Source organism: Sulfitobacter sp. 1A12157, assembly GCF_043557345.1.
Lineage (GTDB): Bacteria > Pseudomonadota > Alphaproteobacteria > Rhodobacterales > Rhodobacteraceae > Sulfitobacter.
On sequence record NZ_JBIFFV010000004.1, the window covers coordinates 22,694 to 38,708 of the forward strand.

17 protein-coding genes are annotated in these 16,015 nt (G+C 64.9%); 6 read left to right on the forward strand and 11 right to left on the reverse strand.

Features of this window, described 5'->3' with window-relative positions; all coding sequences use genetic code 11:
- The first annotated feature begins 65 nt into the window (after positions 1-65).
- The 4 genes from ACGYLC_RS08685 (at position 66) to ACGYLC_RS08700 (ending at position 4,967) form a co-directional block, all read left to right on the forward strand.
- On the forward strand, positions 66-2,867 hold the full coding sequence (locus ACGYLC_RS08685) for a glutamine-synthetase adenylyltransferase (RefSeq protein ID WP_394422605.1): 2,802 nt from the start codon (positions 66-68) through the stop codon (positions 2,865-2,867).
- Positions 2,864-3,127: a hypothetical protein gene (locus ACGYLC_RS08690; RefSeq protein WP_394422606.1), complete on the forward strand. Its 264-nt coding sequence runs from the start codon at positions 2,864-2,866 to the stop codon at positions 3,125-3,127. The genes ACGYLC_RS08685 and ACGYLC_RS08690 overlap by 4 nt, the downstream gene beginning before the upstream one ends.
- Before the next feature lie 62 nt (positions 3,128-3,189).
- Complete coding sequence (locus ACGYLC_RS08695; protein WP_394422608.1) at positions 3,190-4,416, forward strand: RSP_2647 family RNA methyltransferase; 1,227 nt, start codon at positions 3,190-3,192, stop codon at positions 4,414-4,416.
- Positions 4,416-4,967 carry an RSP_2648 family PIN domain-containing protein gene (locus tag ACGYLC_RS08700; protein WP_394422609.1) on the forward strand — a complete coding sequence of 184 codons (552 nt, stop codon included), beginning with the start codon at positions 4,416-4,418 and terminating at the stop codon, positions 4,965-4,967. The genes ACGYLC_RS08695 and ACGYLC_RS08700 overlap by 1 nt, the downstream gene beginning before the upstream one ends.
- 1 nt (position 4,968) lies before the next feature.
- On the opposite strand, the gene ACGYLC_RS08705 is transcribed toward ACGYLC_RS08700, so the two are convergent.
- The 6 genes from ACGYLC_RS08705 to ACGYLC_RS08730 all read right to left on the reverse strand — a co-directional run bounded on the left by ACGYLC_RS08705 (position 4,969) and on the right by ACGYLC_RS08730 (position 10,046).
- Positions 4,969-5,652: a M48 family metalloprotease gene (locus tag ACGYLC_RS08705; RefSeq protein WP_394422610.1), complete on the reverse strand. Its 684-nt coding sequence runs from the start codon at positions 5,650-5,652 to the stop codon at positions 4,969-4,971.
- A 72-nt stretch (positions 5,653-5,724) separates the two neighbouring features.
- On the reverse strand, positions 5,725-6,156 hold the full coding sequence (locus ACGYLC_RS08710) for an OsmC family protein (protein ID WP_394422611.1): 432 nt from the start codon (positions 6,154-6,156) through the stop codon (positions 5,725-5,727).
- A 71-nt stretch (positions 6,157-6,227) separates the two neighbouring features.
- A complete protein-coding gene (locus ACGYLC_RS08715) occupies positions 6,228-7,415 on the reverse strand; it encodes a VWA domain-containing protein (protein ID WP_394422613.1) in 1,188 nt (395 codons plus the stop codon).
- On the reverse strand, positions 7,415-7,585 hold the full coding sequence (locus tag ACGYLC_RS08720) for an apolipoprotein acyltransferase (RefSeq protein ID WP_067262001.1): 171 nt from the start codon (positions 7,583-7,585) through the stop codon (positions 7,415-7,417). Before ACGYLC_RS08720 ends, ACGYLC_RS08715 begins: the two co-directional genes overlap by 1 nt.
- A gap of 27 nt (positions 7,586-7,612) precedes the next feature.
- Positions 7,613-8,983 carry a DUF2927 domain-containing protein gene (locus ACGYLC_RS08725; protein ID WP_394422615.1) on the reverse strand — a complete coding sequence of 457 codons (1,371 nt, stop codon included), beginning with the start codon at positions 8,981-8,983 and terminating at the stop codon, positions 7,613-7,615.
- A gap of 223 nt (positions 8,984-9,206) precedes the next feature.
- Entirely contained in the window at positions 9,207-10,046 is an 840-nt protein-coding gene (locus ACGYLC_RS08730) for a MoxR family ATPase (RefSeq protein ID WP_271693512.1), read from the reverse strand.
- Between the two features lie 169 nt (positions 10,047-10,215).
- Here ACGYLC_RS08730 and dksA point away from each other — a divergent pair, with 169 nt between their 5' ends.
- Positions 10,216-10,638 carry an RNA polymerase-binding protein DksA gene (gene dksA / locus ACGYLC_RS08735; protein ID WP_394402843.1) on the forward strand — a complete coding sequence of 141 codons (423 nt, stop codon included), beginning with the start codon at positions 10,216-10,218 and terminating at the stop codon, positions 10,636-10,638.
- A gap of 59 nt (positions 10,639-10,697) precedes the next feature.
- Complete coding sequence (locus tag ACGYLC_RS08740; RefSeq protein WP_394422616.1) at positions 10,698-11,864, forward strand: FAD-dependent monooxygenase; 1,167 nt, start codon at positions 10,698-10,700, stop codon at positions 11,862-11,864.
- A gap of 33 nt (positions 11,865-11,897) precedes the next feature.
- Here ACGYLC_RS08740 and ACGYLC_RS08745 read toward each other — a convergent pair whose 3' ends face one another.
- From ACGYLC_RS08745 to ACGYLC_RS08765, 5 genes are all read right to left on the reverse strand, one after another.
- Complete coding sequence (locus ACGYLC_RS08745; protein WP_394422618.1) at positions 11,898-12,947, reverse strand: ornithine cyclodeaminase; 1,050 nt, start codon at positions 12,945-12,947, stop codon at positions 11,898-11,900.
- Complete coding sequence (gene ctlX, locus ACGYLC_RS08750) at positions 12,944-13,870, reverse strand: citrulline utilization hydrolase CtlX (protein ID WP_394422856.1); 927 nt, start codon at positions 13,868-13,870, stop codon at positions 12,944-12,946. The genes ACGYLC_RS08745 and ctlX overlap by 4 nt, the downstream gene beginning before the upstream one ends.
- A complete protein-coding gene (gene rocF, locus ACGYLC_RS08755; protein ID WP_394422620.1) occupies positions 13,870-14,793 on the reverse strand; it encodes an arginase in 924 nt (307 codons plus the stop codon). Before rocF ends, ctlX begins: the two co-directional genes overlap by 1 nt.
- 132 nt (positions 14,794-14,925) lie before the next feature.
- Complete coding sequence (locus tag ACGYLC_RS08760; protein ID WP_394422621.1) at positions 14,926-15,393, reverse strand: disulfide bond formation protein B; 468 nt, start codon at positions 15,391-15,393, stop codon at positions 14,926-14,928.
- The gene (locus ACGYLC_RS08765) at positions 15,390-15,968 is read right to left on the reverse strand and encodes a YqaA family protein (protein ID WP_394422623.1); all 579 of its coding nucleotides are present in this window, start codon (positions 15,966-15,968) and stop codon (positions 15,390-15,392) included. Before ACGYLC_RS08765 ends, ACGYLC_RS08760 begins: the two co-directional genes overlap by 4 nt.
- Between the last annotated feature and the right edge of the window lie 47 nt (positions 15,969-16,015).

Below are 16,015 nucleotides of genomic sequence, written 5' to 3' on the forward strand. Positions count from 1 at the left end.
AGCAAGCCCGCACCCTGCCGCAACCCCCATTGACGCCGCTTGGATCAGCCCGCAAAGCTGGCCTCATGACAGACCCATCTTTCGCTGCCCGGATCACCCGCTCCCCCCGTGTCTATCACCGCGAACGCGCGCAGGATGCGGCGGCGCTGCTGCCCGATCTCGCGCCGGAGTTGCGCGAAATGATCTCGGCTGCGGCCTCGACCGCGCCCTATCTGATGGCACTTTTGGAGAAAGAGGCGGGCTGGCTGAGCGCGGCGGTGGCCAATCCCGAAACCGCTCTGGCCGATAATTGCGCGGCAGCGGCGGAACTGGCCCCCGACCGGCTTGCCGATGGGCTGCGGCAGGGCAAGCGGCGCATGGCGCTGCTGACCGCGCTGGCCGATCTGGGTGGGGCATGGTCGCTGGAAGAGGTGACCGGGGCGCTGACCGAATACGCCGATGCCGCCTGCGGCGCGGCCCTGCGCGCGGGGCTCGCGGCACAGATCAAACGCGGCAAGCTGCCGGGCATGACGATGGACGATCTTTCCGATTGCGCCGGCATGGTCGTCTTTGCCATGGGCAAGATGGGCGCGGGGGAGCTGAACTATTCCTCCGACATCGACCTCATCTGCCTTTTCGACGAAAGCCGTTTCGCGCCCGATGATTTCCACGCCGCCCGCAGCGCCTTCGTCAAAGCCACGCGCGCCATGTCTGCCACGCTGAGCGAGAACACCGCCCAAGGCTATGTCTTCCGCACGGACCTGCGTCTGCGCCCCGACCCGGCGGTCACACCCGTCTGCATCGCGATGGAGGCAGCAGAGCGCTACTACGAAAGCCTTGGCCGTACGTGGGAGCGCGCGGCCTATATCAAGGCCCGTCCGGCAGTGGGTGACATCACGGCAGGCGAGGCGTTTTTGCAAGCGCTGCGCCCTTTCGTCTGGCGCCGCCATCTGGATTTCGCCGCGATCCAAGACGCCCATGACATGCGGCTGGCGATCCGTGAGCACAAGGGCTTGGGCGGCCCGATCACCCTGCCGGGCCATGACATGAAACTGGGCCGGGGCGGCATCCGCGAGATCGAGTTTTTCACCCAGACCCGGCAACTCATCGCCGGGGGCCGGGATGCGGACCTGCGGCCCCGCGGGACGCTGGCAGGTTTGCAGGTGCTGGCCGACAAAGGTTGGGTGCCCGCGGAGGTGGCCGAGACGCTCGGCAACCACTACCGCGCGCATCGCACGGTCGAGCACCGGTTGCAGATGGTGCAAGACGCCCAGACCCACACGCTGCCCCGAAACAACGCCGATTTCGACCGGCTGGCGGCCATGATGGATATGGATGTCAAAGACTTACGCGCCGATCTTCATGAACGCCTGCAGGCCGTGCACGACCTAATCGAAAGCTTTTTCGCCGCCACGAGGGAAGAGCCCGAAGCCGCCCGCCCGGCGCATCAATTCGACACCTCGGTGCTGGACCGTTGGCCCAGCTATCCCGCGCTGCGCTCGGAACGGGGGGCGGATATTTTCGGGCGGCTGAAGCCGCTGCTGCTCGACCGTCTGGCGCAATCGGCGAAACCGGATGAGGGGCTTTTGGCCTTTGACGGATTTCTCGCCGGGTTGCCCGCCGGGGTGCAGCTCTTCTCGCTTTTGCGGGCCAATCCGCAACTGGGCGATCTTTTGGTGGATATCGTCGCCACATCGCCCGCGCTTGCCACGCATCTGTCGCGCAACTCCGGCGTCTTCGACGCGGTGATCGGTGGGGATTTCTTCTCGGACTGGCCGGGGCAGGCCAAGCTGACCGAGATGCTAAAGCAGCATCTGGCGAGGGAGGCGGACTATGAATTGCGCCTTGACGGCACCCGCCGTTGGGCGCGCGAATGGCATTTTCGGATCGGCGTGCATCTGCTGCGCGGGCTGATCGACGCGGCCACCGCCGGGCGCCAATATGCCGAGCTTGCCCAAGCCGTCTTGCAGGCGCTCTGGCCCGTGGTCGTTGATCAATTCGCCACCCGCCATGGCCCGCCACCGGGGCGCGGGGCGGTGATCCTTGGCATGGGCTCGCTCGGGGCCGGGCGGCTGACGCCGACCTCGGACCTCGACATGCTGGTGATCTATGACGCCGACGGGGTGGAGAGTTCCGACGGTCCCAAACCCCTCGCCACGCGCAGTTATTACGCGCGGCTGACCCAAGCGATGATCACCGCGATGACCGCGCCGATGGCCCAAGGCAAGCTCTACGATATCGACATGCGCCTGCGGCCTTCGGGCAATCAGGGGCCGGTGGCAACCAGCCTTGCCAGTTTCGAGAGCTATCAGAAAGAACAGGCATGGGTGTGGGAGCATCTGGCCCTCACCCGCGCCCGGGTGATCGCGGGGGCAGAGGATCTGGGCCGCGATGTTGACGCGCTGTGCAAAGACATCCTCAGCCGTGCCGCCCCGCGTGACAAGGTGCTGGGAGAGGTGGCCGATATGCGCCGCCGCATTGCCGCCGCCCGCAGCCCCGCAGGCGCGCTCGACGCCAAGACCGGCGGGGGCCGTTTGCAGGATATCGAACTCTTCGCGCAGGCGGGGGCGCTCATCGGCGGCACCGGCGCGCGTGAGATCGACGCGGGCCTTGCCGCCGCCCGCGACGAAGGCGTGATCGACACCGAAGGAGAGGCAACCCTCTCCGCCGCCTATACCGACGCTTGGACCCTGAACTGCGCCGCGCGGCTGCTCTCGGCCAATCCGATCGAGGCGGGGGCGATGGGGCAGGCCGGGGCGAGTTTCCTCTGCCGGGTGCTGGAGTGTGATGACCTCACGACCTTGGAGAGCAAGATGCAGACCAACTACGACCGCGCCGCGCAGATCATCGACGCCGCGCTGCCAGTGCCGAAGCGGGAGGGGGCATGAGCGATCCCGATGACCCCAAGGGGCTGATCCGCGAATCCTACCGCATGGAGGGGATCGGCCCCGCCGAGTGCCGCAGCATTTTCCTGGATTGGGCCCTGAGCTTGCCCGAGGGGCAGGACAGCGCCGCCGCCATCACCCGGCTGCTGGAACGGCACCGCGCCGCCGCTGATCACCCGATGACCCAAGTGCTGCGCGACGGGCAGACGACGCTGACCACCCCGCGCCGTCGGGGCGGTTGGCGGGGCAGAGCGCGCAACTGACCGCCGATCGCGGCCTGCGAAACCTCTTTCCCCAGCCGCGCGAACGCAGTACGAGGGGCGCTATGACAACGCCCCAAACCCCCTCCGCCCCGCAGCCTGCCACACATCCCGTGGTGCGCCTATTGCCCAAGGCCAACGCCCGCGCCATCCGCCACGGCTTTCCTTGGGTCTATGCCAATGAACTGGTCACCGACCGCCGCACACGCGGGCTTGCCCCCGGCACGCTGGCGCTGTTGGAGGATGCCGAGCGTAAGCCCATGGGGCTGGTCGCGGTCAATCCGAATTCCAAGATCATTGCCCGGATGATCGACCAAGACCCTGAGGCGCAGGTCGATCAAGCATGGTTTGAAGCCCACCTCAATCGTGCCCTTCAACTGCGCAGCCAGCTTTACGATCAACCCTATTACCGCCTGATCCATGCCGAGGCCGACGGGCTGCCCGGGGTCATCATCGACCGTTTCGGGGATACCTGCGTGATCCAACCCAATGCCGCCTGGGCCGACGCGCTGATCGAACCGCTCGTGGCCGCGCTGCAATCGGTGACGGGTGTGCACAACGTGCTGAAAAACGCCTCTGGCCGGACCCGCAAGCTCGAAGGGCTCGACGATGCCTCGGCCACGCTGGCGGGCGAGACGCCCGAGGGGCCGTTGCCGGTGCCGATGAATGGCGCGACCTATATGGCTGATCTCACGGGCGGGCAGAAAACCGGCCTGTTCTATGACCAACGCCCGAACCACGCCTTTGCCGCCAATCTCGCGCGGAATGGTGCGCGGGTGCTTGATGTCTTCTCTCATGTCGGCGGCTTCTCCCTCGCAGCACTTGCGGGCGGCGCGTCCTCGGCGCTGGCGGTGGACGGCTCCGCCCCCGCGCTGGACCTAGCCAAGGCCGGGGCCAACGCGATGGGCATGCAAGACCGGTTTGCCACCCGCCAAGGCGATGCCTTCGACGTGCTCACCGCCCTGCGGGACGAGGGCGAGACTTTCGACGTGGTGATCTGCGACCCGCCCGCCTTTGCCCCCTCGCGCCAAGCGGTCGACGCCGGGCTGCGTGCCTATGAACGTGTCGCGCGGCTCTCGGCGCAACTGGTGGCGGAGAATGGCATTCTGGGGCTCTGCTCCTGCTCCCATGCCGCTGATCTGAACCAATTCCGCACCGCCTCTGTGCGCGGCATCGGTCGGGCCGGACGCCGCGCCATGCTTCTGCACACCGGATTTGCCGGGGCGGACCACCCGCAATTGCCGCAGCTTGCGGAAAGCGGCTACCTCAAATCGCTGTTCTTCCGCCTGTGATGGAAACGCGCCCCCGCGTGCTGATCGACGCTTGCGTGCTTTACCCCACGGTGATGCGCGAAATGGTGCTCGGCGTGGCCGCAGGGGGCGCGTTCGAGCCGATTTGGTCGCCGCGTATCTTGGAGGAATGGGCCCGCGCGGCGGTCAAGCTTGGGCCCACGGGAGAAGTGCAGGCACGGGCCGAGATTGCGCTGTTGCGCGGCAAATGGCCGGGGGCCGAGCGTGAGGCTTCCCCCGGTCTGCAAGCGCGGCTCTGGCTGCCGGATGAGAATGACATCCATGTGCTGGCCGTTGCCGTGGCCAGCAACGCCGATATGATCCTGACGCTGAACGCCAAGGACTTCCCGCGCCAAATCCTCGCCGAAGAGGGGCTGAGCCGCGCCGATCCCGATAGCTACCTACATGGCATTTGGCAGGCGACGCCAGAGAGGGTCGCCCCCGTGGCCGAAGCCGTTCTGCAAGAGGCGCGGCGGCTTTCAGGGGAGCCGTGGGAGATGCGCGCGCTGCTGAAAAAGGCGCGGCTGCCCCGATTGGCAAAAGCGCTCGGCTAGGTCAGCCGTCCCACCGCAACTGCACCTGCCGCAGCTTGTCGATCCGCTCTTCCGTCTTCGGATGGCTCAGCAGCCAGGCGGGCGGACGGTTGCCACCGGATTGGCTCAGCGCGTCGAGCTTTTCAAATAGAGAGATTTGCGGGCCAATGCCGATCCCGGCCTTGGTGAGCAGGGCGGCGGCATAGGCGTCGGCCTCATATTCATCGTTCCGCGACAGCCGCGCGGCGAGCAGGCTGGTCAGCCCGCTGGCGATCCAGACGCCGATGCCGGGGATGAGCCGCCCCAGCACCATCGCGAGGGCAGTGCGCAGGGCGTTCTGGCCCGAGAAATCAATCATCCGGCGGCGAGAATGGCCAAGGGCGACATGGCCCAGCTCATGGGCGATAACGCTTGCCAATTCCTCGGCCGTTACAGCACCTTGGCGGAACTTGTTATAAAAGCCGCGGGTGATGAAAATCCGCCCATCGGGGGCTGCCAGACCGTTGACGGGTTCGATCTCATAAAGATGCACTTTGATGCGCGGCAGGTCCAGTGCGCGGGCCATGCGGCTGCTGACCTCGTTCAATTTCGGATCGACCAGCGGCGTCGATTTGGCATCCAACTCCCGCGCCGTGCGCCAAGCCGAGAAACGGTACATCGCCAGCGCATAGAGGATGGCGAGAAGGATGGGGATAACGCGGATCATGCGCCCAATATGGGGAGCAGGGGGACCGGGGGCAAGCGGCCATGGCCTGCGCCCCGGTAGTATGTTTGGCGATCAGACGAGTTTCGCGTCCATCGTGATCTCAGCCGTCAGCAGCTTGGAAATCGGGCAGTTCTCCTTGGCGGTTTTCGCCGCCTTGTCAAAGTCCTCTTGGCTCGCGCCGGGGATGCTGGCCTCAACCGTCAGATGCACTTTGGGCACATGAAAGCCGCCGTCTTTCTGCTCAAGATGGACCTCTGCCTTGGTCTCGATACTGTCGGGCGTCAGGTCGCTTTGGCCAAGGATCATCGACAGGGCCATCGAAAAGCAGGAGGCATGGGCCGCGCCGATCAGCTCTTCGGGGTTGGTGCCTGCCTTGCCTTCGAAACGGGTGTTGAAGCCATAGGGCTGGTTAGAGAGCACGCCGCTTTCAGTCGAGACATGGCCGTTGCCCTCTTTGAGCGAGCCTTCCCATTTCGCGCTGCCGGATTTGATGATTGGGGACATTCTATTTCCTTCCACATTGCTTGCCTTCGTCCCCTGAAGTGGCGCGGCGCAGCAGGCTGTCAAGGAACGGGTCAGCGCGTCATGGTCTTGATGCCCCGGCTCAACCCTTCGAGGGTCATGGGCACCATGGCCTCGGGGCCGAAAATCTCTTGGATCATCGCGATGGATTGGGTGTAGCCCCATTGCCGTTCGGGAACGGGGTTGATCCACAGGTGGTTTGGCCATTGGTCGCGGGCGCGTGCCAGCCATGTGGCCCCGGCCTCGGCGTTCCAATGTTCATTCGCGCCGCCCGGATAGGCGATCTCATAGGGTGACATGCTGGCGTCGCCCACGAAAATGCATTTGTAGTCAGACCCATAGCTGCGCAGCACCTCATGGGTGGGGATCTGCGCATCCCAACGCCGGCGGTTGTCGCGCCACACGCCTTCGTAGAGGCAGTTGTGGAAGTAGAAATGTTCGAGATGTTTGAACTCGCCCTTCGCGGCGCTGAACAGTTCCTCGACCACCTTTACGTGCGGGTCCATCGAACCGCCGATGTCGAGAAACAGCAGCACTTTCACCGCATTGCGCCGCTCGGGGCGGGTCTTGACGTCGAGATAGCCATGTTCCGCCGTGGCGCGGATTGTACCGTTGAGGTCAAACTCCTCTGCCGCGCCATCGCGCGCCCAACGGCGCAGGCGTTTCAGCGCCAGTTTGATGTTGCGGGTGCCGATCTCGACATTGTCGTCGAGGTTGCGGAACTCGCGTTTGTCCCAGACCTTGACCGCGCGTTGGTGGCGGCTTTCCTTCTGGGCGATCCGCACGCCCTCGGGATTGTAGCCATAGGCGCCGAAGGGCGAGGTGCCCGCCGTGCCGACCCATTTAGAGCCGCCCTGATGCCGGCCCTTTTGCTCCTCCAGCCGCTTTTTCAACGTCTCCATCAACTTGTCGAAACCGCCCATGGCTTCGATCTCGGCCTTTTCCTCGGGCGAGAGATGCTTTTCGGCCATCTTGCGCAGCCAGTCTTCGGGCAGGTCCACGGCATCGAGCACGTCGTCGAGGCTGATCTTTTCCAACCCTTTGAAGGTGGCGGCGAAAGCGCGGTCGAACTTGTCGATGTTGCGCTCGTCTTTGACCATCGACACGCGGGCGAGGTAGTAGAACGCCTCCACGTCATAGGTCGCAAGCCCCGCTTTCATGCCTTCGAGAAAGGCCAGAAACTCTCGCAGGGACACGGGAACATTGTGGCGGCGCAGCTGGTCGAAGAAGGGCAGAAACATCAGACGCTCAATGCGCGGTCCAGCAGAACCGTGGCGATCATGCCGACGATGAGAAAGGCCATGCCATAGCCTGCGGCATATTGCGCGATGTCCTTGCGGTTGCCGCCGCGTTTGCGCGCGGTCAGCCCGCCGATAATCGCGCCGATCAATGCCAATCCGAGTGCTATCATAACCTATTGCCCGTTTGTTTTGCGGGCCTATCCATTGCGCGGGTTCAGGCTTGCGATCTCGCGCAGCTTGGCCCGCACGGCCCAGTCAGGGCCAAAGCCGTATCGCGCCCAGCCGATGCTGTCCAGCCTGACGCGGCGCGCCTCAATGACGCGGCCTTCGATCTCCAGCGCTTCGGCTTTGAGCAGCATGAGCGTGGCCAGAAGGGCGGCGTTTTCGCTGGCTTTGGCCACGGGCAGATGCGGCTCGATCAGGGCCAGCGCGCCTGCGCCATCGCCGATGGTCACCGCATAGCCCGCTCGCTGGGTGGCGACATAGGCGCGGTGCAGCGTGGTGCCGGGGCTGCGGGCATAGAGCGCGTCCGCATTAAGATAATGGGCCTGCGCGGCGGCCGGGTCGGTCATCTGGGTAACGCGGCCCATGGCGTAATGTGAAAAGGCGTGGCGATTGTCCTGCCAGCCTTGGGTCTGTGCGATGCGCAGCGCGTCGCGGGCGGCGTTCAGGCGGGCATTGCGGCTCACGTCGCGGCCAAGGGCGGTTTGGATCGCGCGGCTCCAGACCTGCGGCGTGGCGCGGGCGGGGCGGGGGGCGACGGTGCCGCCTGTGGGGTTCACCCGGGCCAGAATGCCCGGCAGACGGGCGGCCACCTCCTCGCGGTTCATGCCCGAGCGCAGCGCGGGGTCATAATAGATGCGCAGCACCAGCATGTCGAAACCGGTCAGCACCGTATGCACATTGTCGTCGTTAAACACCGAATCCGGCAGGCGGTAGAGATCGTTCAGCGGCCCAAGCGCTTGGGCCAGTTCCTCATGCAGGCAGTCGCGGCTTTCCTGCGGGCTAACGTCATTGGGCAGGAAGATCGCCAGCTTGCGCCGTTCGGTCAGGCGGGTCCAATCGGTGGCGGGCGAGCGCCGCGTGCGGCGATATTCTTCAAGCGTGCTGACGTTTGGCACCACGAAACAGGCTGCCTGCGGCAGCAGACGCCGGATCTGGCTGCGGTTCACCGCTTGAATGGTGATGCTGGCCTCTCCGCCCGTGACCTCACGCAGTTCGATCCCGGCCTCGCGGCGCAGACGGGCCAGCAGACGCGCAAGGTCCGGCCCCAGCGTGGCGGGTGGCTGGCCCAGAACGCGCAGGGAGATCGGCCCCTCGAAACGGGTCAGCACGGGCAGGGCGCGGCCACTTTCCATCCGGAAGGACAGGTCGAGGAAATCCTCCGCCAGCGCGGCATTCGACACATGCGGCTGAGCGGGGCGGGCTTGGGTGAACTGTTTCATCGGGGGCAGGGTGCTGTCGGCAATGACCGCGCGGGTCGCCACCTCGGAGTGCGAGGCGGGCACGCAGGCGTTCAGCAGCAGCATCAGCGGCAGGATCAGCCGCGCCTTCCCGCTGCGCCTCATGCGCCGGGGCTTCATGCGCCCGAGCCTTTCTGCTTCCCCGCCTGGGCGGGTCTATCCCAATATGCGCGTGGCGCGGTTGCTGACTGTCCTTGCATCTGCCTGCCCCATCGGTCGTTTGAATCCGGGTCTTTGCGCCCGTGATTGACCTCAGCCTAGGCAGGCAAAAAATCAAAAGCGAGGGAAATACCCGCTTTTGACGTAAAGTCGCAGTTGTGTTGCAGCCCTACCGCTGGCGCCGCGCCATGAAGGCCAGCCGCTCAAACAGATGCACGTCCTGTTCGTTCTTCAGCAGCGCGCCGTGCAGCTTCGGCAGGGCGTTGGGGCCATCCTTGGCCAAATCCTCGGCGTCCATATCCTCGGCCAGCAGCAGTTTCAGCCAATCCAGCACCTCGGAGGTCGAGGGTTTCTTCTTCAGCCCCTGCTGCTCGCGGATCTCGTAGAATTGCGTCAGCGCGGTGGTCAGCAGCTGTTGCTTGATGCCCGGATGGTGCACTTCGACGATCTGTTTCAGCGTCTCCATGTCGGGGAATTGGATGTAATGAAAGAAGCAGCGGCGCAGGAAGGCGTCGGGCAGTTCCTTTTCATTGTTCGAGGTGATGATGACGATGGGGCGCTGACGCGCGCGGATCGTCTCACCCGTCTCATAGACGAAGAATTCCATCTTATCGAGTTCCTGTAACAGGTCGTTGGGAAACTCGATATCGGCCTTGTCGATCTCGTCGATCAGCAGAACGACCTTCTCATCCGCCTCGAAAGCCTGCCAAAGCTTGCCCTTGCGGATGTAGTTCTTCACGTCATGCACCCGCTCGTCGCCCAACTGGCTGTCGCGCAGGCGGTTCACGGCGTCATATTCGTAAAGCCCTTGTTGCGCGCGGGTGGTCGATTTGATGTTCCATTCGATCATGCGCAGGCCCAAAGCGTCGCTCACCTGCCGCGCAAGCTCGGTCTTGCCGGTGCCCGGCTCGCCCTTCACCAGCAAAGGTCGCTCCAACGTCACCGCCGCATTGACGGCAATTTTCAAGTCCTCGGTGGCGACGTAGTCTTTGGTGCCTTGGAATTTCATCTTGTTTTCAACCTCGTGTGACGGGCGCTTGATCCACGGCCTTTAACCAAAAATCAAAGGGATTGTGTAGTGACAATTGTTACCCGCTCAGATAGACGCTGCGGCAGGGGACGATGTCGGGAGACAGGCCTTTTTAATGTCTGAGTTGAAAAACGCCGGGGAAAAACAAATGAAGCAGGAAATCTTCCTGCCGGACGACTATCGTCCGGCCGAGGACGAGCCATTCATGAATGACCGTCAGCTTGAGTACTTTCGGCGCAAGCTGATCAACTGGAAAGCGGAACTGTTGGCAGGCAGCCGCGACACCATCGAAACACTGCAAGACGGCACCCGGAACATCCCGGACGTGACCGACCGCGCCTCGGAAGAGACCGACCGCGCGTTGGAACTGCGCACCCGGGACCGGGCGCGTAAATTGGTCGGCAAGATCGACGCGGCGCTGCGGCGGATCGACGAGGGAGAGTTTGGTTACTGCATGGTCTCCGGCGATCCGATCTCGCTCAAGCGGCTGGACGCGCGGCCCATCGCCACCATGACGCTGGAGGCGCAGGAGCGTCACGAGCGCCGCGAGAAAGTCCACCGCGACGACTGACATCACCTGAAACACCACACGCCGAAGCAAATGCTTCGGCGTTTGTGGTTGGGGCGCGAATGAAACCTTCCAATGCGATTGTCGTGGGCGGCGGGATCGGCGGGCTGGCGCTGGCCACGGCCTTGGCGCGGCGTGGCGTGGCCGTGACCCTGCTGGAACAGGCCGCCCGCTTTTCCGAAATCGGTGCCGGGTTGCAGATCAGCCCCAATGGCCTCGCCGTCCTGCGCGGGCTGGGGCTTGAGCGTGGGCTGGCGGCGCGCGGTGCCGTGCGTGGGCAGGCGGTCCGGCTTTGCGACCATGCCAAGGGCGGCCAAGTGGCGCGGCTGGATCTGACCCGTCTGTCGGAGGACCAGCGTTATTACTTCCTCCACCGTGCCGATCTGATCGACCTTCTGCGCGAGGCGGCGCAGCGCGCCAATGTCAGTTTCGAGACCGACGCGCAGGTCGCCTCCATCCACCCCGGCGCTCTGCCGCAGGTGCAGATGGCGCGCGGCGGGCGGCGACGGGCGGAACTGGTGGTGGCCGCCGATGGCATCCACTCGGTCGGGCGGGTGCAGTTGAACGGGGCGGATCAGGCCCGTTTCTCGGGGCAGGTCGCGTGGCGGGCGCTGATCCCCAATGTGGTCGATCATCCCCCCGAGGCACGGGTCACCATGGGGCCGGGGAAACATCTGGTCAGCTATCCGCTGCGCGCGGGGCGTATGGTTAACCTCGTGGCCGTGGAAGAGCGTGACGATTGGGCCGCCGAAGGCTGGCACCATCGCGACGATCCCGTCAATCTGCGCCGCGCCTTTGCCGGTTTCGGGGGCGAGGCCGCGCAGATGCTCGAGGCGGTGCAGGAGGTGTCCCTTTGGGGGCTGCACCACCACCCCGTCGCCGCCAATTGGCAGGCCGATGGCGTGGCGCTTTTGGGCGACGCGGCCCATCCGACGCTGCCCTTTTTGGCGCAGGGCGCGAATATGGCGCTGGAGGACGCATGGGTTTTGGCTGACTGCCTGACCCGGCTGCCGCGCGATGCGGCCCTCCCGGCCTATCAGGCCGCGCGTATCGACCGCGCGCGGCGCATTGTGAAAACCTCCGAAGGCAATGCCACCCGGTATCACCTGCGTTCCGGCCCGATCCGCCTTGCGGCCCATACCGGGCTGCGCATCGCCTCGACGCTGGCCCCCGGGGCGATGCTGCGGGCCTTCGATTGGCTCTACGCCCATGATGTGACGGAAGGGTAGAGGCCGCCGGGGAAGAACGGCGGCCCCAAACGCTCAGCCCGCGCGTTGCAGCATCCCGAAAAGGTCGCGCGGATCATCCGGGTCGGCGAGAAGGTCGAGCGGCTGGAACAGCCCGGTCTCGGCGATCTGGTCGCGCACATAGCGCAGGGCCGAGAAATCCTCGATCGCGAAGCCCACGGAGTCGAACAGCGTGATCTGCTGCTGGTCGCGGCGCCCCTCGGCCTGACCGGTCAGCACCTGCCAGATCTCGGTCACCGGGTGGTCGGGCTCGAGCTGCTGGATCTCGCCCTCGATGCGGGTCTGTTCGGGGTATTCCACGAAGATGCCCGAGCGGTGCAGGATCGCGGGCGCCAGTTCGGTCTTGCCCGGGCAGTCGCCGCCGATCGCGTTGATATGCACGCCCGCGCCGACCATGTTGTCGGTCAGGATCGTGGCATATTGCTTGTCCGCCGTGCAGGTCGTGATGATTTGCGCGCCCATGATCGCCTCCTCGGCACTGTCGCACTCAACCACCTTGAGGCCCGAACCCGCCAGATTGCGCGCGCATTTCGCGGTCGCCGCGCGGTCGATGTCGTAGAGGCGCACCTCGTCCACGCCGCAGATCGCCTTCATGGCGAGGCTCTGAAACTCGGACTGCGCGCCGTTGCCGATCATCGCCATCACATGCGCCCCCTTGGGCGCCAGCAGGCGCGCCACCACCGCCGAGGTCGCCGCCGTGCGCAGCGCCGTGAGGATCGTCATCTCGGTCAGCAGCACCGGGTAGCCGTTGGCCACATTCGCCAAAAGGCCAAAGGCGGTGACAGTCTGAAAGCCGGTCTTGGTGTTGTCGGGATGGCCGTTGACGTATTTGAAACCGTAGACGTCACCGTCGGAGGTCGGCATCAGCTCGATCACGCCTTTCTCGGAGTGGCTCGCCACGCGCGGGGTCTTGTCGAAAAGCTCCCAGCGTCTGAAATCGGCTTCGATATACTCGGCCAGCCCGCGCAGCATCTCTTCGACGCCGACATGATGGATCAGCTTCATCATCTGGTCGACGGAAACGAAAGGCACCAGCGCCTTGTCGGAGGGTTTGAGGTTGGTCATGTCAGGTCTCTTTCATTGCGGCGGGCGAGGTGCAGACCGGCGATCATGCACCGGACGGACCCGCCTGCGGTCTCGATGGTGGGGATGGACAGGGGCAGGATGCGGACCTGCGCCTCGATCCGTTTGATCTGCTCAGGCGTCAGCGCGGCCATGGCGCGGGCAGAGATCGCCAGCACCGGGCCTTGCCTGCCCGAAAGCTCGATGGCGTTGCCCGCGAACTCGTTGATCTGATGTGCGCTCAGCACGATCACGTCGCGGCCGGTCTCTTCCAGACGCTCCTGCACCATGGCGCGGCGTGCGGGGTCGGAAATCATCTCAAGCCCCACCAGCGCAATGCCCGTGCCCACGGCCATCAGCACATTGGTGTGATAGACCGGGCGGCCCTCGGCATCTGCGGCGTCAAAGACGATCGGCTCGAAGTTGAAATGCGTGCAGAAACGCTCCAGCAAGACCGGATCGGCCCGGTGTGAGCGGGCCACGTAGGCCACCCGCCCGATATGGTCGAGCACCATGGCCCCGGTGCCTTCAAGCGCCAGCCCGTCCTGCTCCAGCCCGGAATAGTCGATCACGTCCTGCACCCGGTAGCGGGTCTTGAGCAGGTCGATCACGTCCCACCGCCGTTCGCGGCGGCGGTTGGCGGCATACATCGGATAGACCGCGACATGGCCGCCCGCATGGGTCGAGAACCAGTTGTTGGGAAAGACGCTGTCGGGCGTCTCGGCGCCGGTGTCGTCGAAGTCATGCACGGTCACGCCATGGTCGCGCAGGGCGGCCACGACGCCGTCAAACTCCGCCCGCGCGGCCCCGGCCACATCCCCGATGCTGGCGCGCTGGAACGCGTTGTCGGCCTGGGTTTCGGGGTTCGAGCGGAAGTGATGTGGCCGGATCATCACCACCGACTGGGGGGCTTGCAGTTGCATGATCAATAGGCCCGCGTCGGACGGTCGAAGACACGGCGACCGAAGGCCGAAGCGGTGAGATCGACCATCAGTTGCGCGGTGCGCCCGCGTTCGTCGAGGAAGGGGTTCAGCTCGACAAGGTCGAGCGAGGTCATCAGCCCGCTGTCCGAGAGCATCTCCATCACCAGATGGCCCTCGCGCACGGTGGCGCCGCCCGGCACGGTGGTGCCCACGGCGGGTGCGACGGAAGGATCGAGGAAATCAACGTCGAGCGAGACATGCAGCATGCCGCCCGCGGACTCGACCTTGTCGAGGAAACGCTGCAGCGGCTTGGCGATGCCGCTCTCGTCGATCTCGCGCATGTCGACATAGGTGACGGTGGTCTCCTGCAGCGCCGCGCGTTCGGCGGCATCGACAGAGCGCAGCCCGATCATGGCGATATTGTCATGGGGCAGGGGCGTATCGATCTTCGGGAACCCGTCGAAGCCCTCGCGCCCGGTGACATAGCCTAGGGGCGTGCCGTGCAGGTTGCCGCTGTCGCTGGTCTGGGGCGTGTGGAAATCCGTATGCGCGTCGAGCCAGAGCACGAAGAGCGGACGGCCTGCCTTTTCAGCGTGGCGCATCGCGCCCAGCACGGTGCCGAGCGCCAGCGCGTGGTCGCCGCCCATGAAGATCGGCAGGCCTTCGTCCATCGCCGCATCTGCGGCGGCGGCGAGGCTCTCGGTCCAGGCGATGGTCTCTTCCAGCGCGTGCAGCTTTTCATGCTCTTTGGCGTGAAAGGGGGCAGGGGCCACGTTGCCGCGGTCGGTCACGCTATGGCCAAGGTCACGCAGCGCGCGCTCCAGCCCCGCGGTGCGGTAGGCGTCTGGCCCCATCAGGCAGCCGCGACGGCGCTTGCCGCTGTCCAGCGGAACGCCCAGCAAAATACAGTTCTGTTGGTTCGACATGGGGGACTCCTGAGATATTTGATCTCAGATAATCCGCGCATCTGTCGAACGACAAGCCGTCAAACTGTCCGTTTCGGGGGTGTTTTTGACAAACTGTAAGGCCTACTGTCCAGTTTGTCAGATTCTCGTCTCTCAGGTCGCTTTTCGCGCGGCGGCGACCCAAAGGCCGACCAAGATGAAAGAGAAAATCGCGTTCCACCCGGCCATCGACAGGCCCAGAAACTGCCAGACGATTTCATCGCACATGACCAAGCCGCTCGGGCCTTCGGTTGATAAGAGCGACCCGCCATCGAGGCTGCCCAAATCCATGCCGCCGCCGGTGCAGGAGCTTGGCCCCGGCCACCAGCCCCATTCCACACCGGCATGAAAGACGCCGATCAGCGCGGTCACCGCCGCCGCCAAGGCGCCGAGCCAGGCCAGCACGCGCGGCCCGCCAAACAGCACGATTGCCCCGATCAGCACGGCCGCCGCATGGGGCCAACGCTGCCACAGGCACATCTGGCAGGGCGCGTAGCCGCCCAGATGCTGAAACCCGAAAGCCCCCAGCAACAGCGCGGCCGAACCGAGTGTTGCCAGCAATGTCAATGTCTTACCCGTCATAGAACCTTCACCACCATGAAGCCGCCGATCAACAGGGCGACGGCCAATGTGAACATCAATCCCAAGCGCCTTTCAATGAAGTCTCGGATCGGTGCGCCAAAGCGCCACAGCAGCCCCGCCACGACAAAGAACCGCAGCCCACGGGCAAGGATCGAGGTCGTGATGAAGGTGCCAAGTGGCATCCCGGTCCAGCCCGACATGATCGTGATAACCTTGTAAGGGAAGGGGGTGACCCCGGCGACCAGCACCGCCCAAAAGCCCATGTCGTTGAACCGGGTCGAGAATTCCGCCATCGCATCGGTCTTGCCCAGACTTGCAAGGATCGGCTGGCCGAGGCTCTCAAAGGCCAACGCGCCGATGGCATAGCCCAAAAGCCCGCCCAAGACCGAGGCCACCAGCGCCACCCCGGCGATCAGCCAAGCGCGATTTGGCCGCGCGATGATCATCGGGATCATCAGGATGTCAGGGGGGATCGGAAAGAAGGAGCTTTCGACAAAAGCGACGACGGCAAGCGCCCAGAGGGCATGGCGATGTTGGGCCAGGCCCAGGGTCCAGTCATAAAGGCGGCGGATCATTCTCGGGGGCTCCGGCTGTTTTGAATGCCTCACCATGTCGCGCGGCC